Source organism: Sandarakinorhabdus sp., assembly GCF_041689835.1.
In the GTDB taxonomy this organism is placed as follows: domain Bacteria; phylum Pseudomonadota; class Alphaproteobacteria; order Sphingomonadales; family Sphingomonadaceae; genus Sandarakinorhabdus.
The window spans coordinates 1-2,973 of sequence record NZ_JBDNFM010000261.1; the positions used below are offsets into that span (position 1 = coordinate 1).

Annotated in this window: 5 protein-coding genes; 4 read left to right on the plus strand and 1 reads right to left on the minus strand. The window is 65.2% G+C overall.

Going from position 1 to position 2,973, the window contains the following annotated elements; all coding sequences use genetic code 11:
• The coding region (locus ACESL8_RS13120; RefSeq protein ID WP_372919570.1) for a GNAT family N-acetyltransferase at positions 1-447 on the plus strand (447 nt) is incomplete at its 5' end.
• Between the two features lie 18 nt (positions 448-465).
• The gene (locus ACESL8_RS13125; protein ID WP_372919572.1) at positions 466-1,005 is read left to right on the plus strand and encodes a hypothetical protein; all 540 of its coding nucleotides are present in this window, start codon (positions 466-468) and stop codon (positions 1,003-1,005) included.
• On the opposite strand, the gene panC is transcribed toward ACESL8_RS13125, so the two are convergent.
• On the minus strand, positions 1,002-1,850 hold the full coding sequence (gene panC, locus ACESL8_RS13130) for a pantoate--beta-alanine ligase (protein ID WP_372919574.1): 849 nt from the start codon (positions 1,848-1,850) through the stop codon (positions 1,002-1,004). The genes ACESL8_RS13125 and panC overlap by 4 nt on opposite strands.
• A gap of 86 nt (positions 1,851-1,936) precedes the next feature.
• Between panC and ACESL8_RS13135 the strand changes: the two genes are divergently transcribed.
• Both ACESL8_RS13135 and ACESL8_RS13140 read left to right on the plus strand, forming a co-directional pair.
• Positions 1,937-2,716 (plus strand): division plane positioning ATPase MipZ, encoded by a 780-nt coding sequence (locus ACESL8_RS13135; RefSeq protein WP_372919576.1) that lies wholly within the window; start codon positions 1,937-1,939, stop codon positions 2,714-2,716.
• Positions 2,716-2,973 (plus strand): hypothetical protein (locus tag ACESL8_RS13140; RefSeq protein ID WP_372919578.1); only part of this gene is annotated, 258 nt, incomplete at its 3' end. The genes ACESL8_RS13135 and ACESL8_RS13140, both read left to right, overlap by 1 nt.

The window sequence follows — 2,973 nt, forward strand, 5'->3', positions numbered from 1 at the left end:
GGCGCGCGCAAATGGGGCCAGCCTTATCTGACACGCGCGTTCTTCAGCCTGATCAGCGCGGCAATGGGCGACCGTGTGCTGCTGATGCTTGCCCTGAAAAACGGCCAGCCGATTGCGGGCGCGCTCAATTTCATCGGTGATGAATGTCTGTATGGCCGCTATTGGGGGGCAACCGAGGACGTGCCGTTCCTGCATTTCGAGCTGTGTTATTATCAGGCCATCGAATGGGCGATCAACAACGGCCGTTCCCGCGTTGAAGCCGGCGCGCAAGGCGCGCACAAGCTGGCGCGCGGCTATCGGCCCACCCCGGTGATATCTGCCCACTACATCCCCAACCCCGGTTTCCGCAGCGCCGTTACCGATTATCTCGCCCGCGAAACGAAGTCCGTGATCGAGGAAATCGAATATCTTGATGCCCACGGCCCATTCAGGCAGGCGCAAGGCTGATCTGTGCTAGGATGCCTCATGCGATTCATGTTCCTGCTCGCCGTCACGGCCACCCTGCCTGCGCCACTGCCACTCGGCGCAACGGAGATTGTCCGCCTGTCGGACACGCAACGTGAAGCGGTAATTGCCGCTGCTGCCAACGGGCCGGAACGGACTCCGGTGCTCACCCCTGAACAAGCGCAGCGTTCCTCCGTGCTCGGCCGCTCGCTTTATCCTGAATTCAATGGTGACGGCGGCCCCGCAGTTCGCGATCGCAAGGTCCACGGCGAAATGAGCATGTTTGCCGGCAGCGGCGGCACCTTCGGCATTAGCGGCACCGCCGTGATGCCAGTGGGCGAAACCGGCACCGCAGCCATCTCGGTGATGCAAGGCACCAGCCGCTGGGGCGGAATTTCGGGTGTCAGCCTCGGCTACACCAGCGGCGACGCGCAAAACAATCTGCTGATTGGCAATAATTTTGGCGGCGGCTTTGGCGGCGGCTTTGGGGGCTATCGCGGCCCATGGACCACTCCTTACGGCCAAAGCTGGAACCCCACCCTGGAAATGCGGCGACGCTAAACCGCGATATTGTCGATCAGGCGGGTCGTGCCGATGATGCCGGCCACCATCAGCCGCGCGCCCGGAGCCGCCGCGCCGAGGCTGTACAGCGTTTCGCCGTCCACCAGCTCCAGATAGTCCAGCCTGGCAAAACCGGCCGCCTTGATGCTGCGTTCGCCCGCAGCCAACGCGGCGGCCACCGGCATGCCGGCCAGAATCGAAGTGCGAACGGCATCCAGCGTGCGGGGCAGCGCCAGCGCCCGCACGCGCTCATCAGCCGACAAATAGGCATTGCGGCTCGACAGCGCCAAGCCATCGCCATCGCGCACGATCCCGCAGCCATCGATTTGCGTGCCGATATCCAGATCGGCAGCCATGCGGCGGATGATGGCGAGTTGCTGCCAATCCTTTTCGCCAAACACCGCATGATCGGCCTGGGCCGCGCTCAGCAGCTTGGCCACAACGGTCGCCACGCTATCGAAATGTCCCGGCCGCACCCGCCCGCACAAAAGATCGGGCAGACCCGCCACGCGCACGAAACTGGCAAAGCCCGGCGGGTACATGACAGCGACATCGGGCGCGTACAGCAGGCTGCACCCCGCGCCGGCCAGCTTCACTGCATCGCCGGCTTCATCGCGCGGATAACGCTCCAGATCCTCGCCGGGGCCGAACTGCTTGGGGTTCACGAAGATCGAGGCCACCACCACATCGGCCAGTTCAAGTCCCCTGGTCACCAGCGCCAGATGCCCGGCGTGCAGCGCGCCCATGGTGGGCACCAACGCGACTCGCTGGCCGGCGGCGTGCCAGCCGCGCACCGCGGCGCGCAGTTCGGCCGGGGTTCTGACCGTGGGAAGCCGATGTGTCATGCGAAGTTTCGCGCCGTTACCGTTGACAGGGTGGCGGCGCTGTGGGCGATACAGCAGCCAACTGCAAGCAGGAACGAAGGACGACTGTGACCGCGCATGTGATCGTGCTGGCCAATGAAAAAGGCGGCACCGGCAAATCCACCACCGCCGTGCATATCGGCGTCGCTTTGGCCCTGGCCGGCAAGCAGACCGCGCTGATCGATCTCGACAGCCGGCAGCGCACATCCACCCGGTATCTGGAAAACCGCTGGAACCATGCCCAGCGCCGCGCCATCAATCTGCCGGGGCCAGCCGCGGTGGTGGTGGCCGACGGCGACGGCGCCGAAGCCGAATTGGTGTTGCGCTTTGAACAGGCGAGCCATCAGGATTATGTCATTGTCGATTCGCCCGGCCGCGATTCGGCGCTGGCCCGCGCTGCCATGGCCCGCGCGGATACGCTGGTGACGCCGATCAACGACAGTTTCGTCGATTTCGATCTGATCGGCGAGGTCGACGGCGAAACATTCGAAGTGAAAAAGCCCAGCTTTTATGCCGAAATGGTATGGGAAGCCCGCACCCGCCGCGCTCGCGACGAAGGCCGCCCGATGGATTGGGTGGTGCTCAGGAACCGCCTGTCAACACTTGACGCCCGCAACAAGCAGCGGGTGGGGGCGGCGCTGGAATCGCTGTCGCGCCGCATTGGTTTCCGCGTGCTGCCCGGCCTGTCGGAACGCGTGATCTTCCGCGAATTTTTCCCGCGCGGGCTCACCCTGCTCGATCGCGCCGTGCTCACCGATTTTTCGCTGTCGCATGTTGCCGCCCGCAACGAATTGCGCGCGCTCATCGCCGGGCTCAATCTGCCCGGCGGCGTGGAAATGCCGGCCTGATGCGGCTCGCGCTCATCGCTGTCGCGGCCATCGCCTGGTGGCTGCACAAACGGGGCGAATTGGTCCCCAACCTGCTGCGCTATGGCGGACTGGCGGTGGCCGGTTTGCTCGCCTTCCGCTTCCTCAGCAGCGGCCGCATCGTCCCGGCTGCGTTGGCGGCAGCCGGCGGCTGGGCGTGGTGGATGTGGAACCAGCGTGATGGCGGCGGCAGCAGCGAACTGGCCAGCGCGGCCCGCCTGCTGAACGTGCCCGCCAAC

Coding starts and splice junctions, on each gene's coding strand:
- ACESL8_RS13125 (WP_372919572.1), top strand. CDS start 466: ATGCGATTCATGTTCCTGCTCGCCGTCACGGCCACCCTGCCTGCGCCA.
- panC (WP_372919574.1), bottom strand. CDS start 1,850: ATGACACATCGGCTTCCCACGGTCAGAACCCCGGCCGAACTGCGCGCC.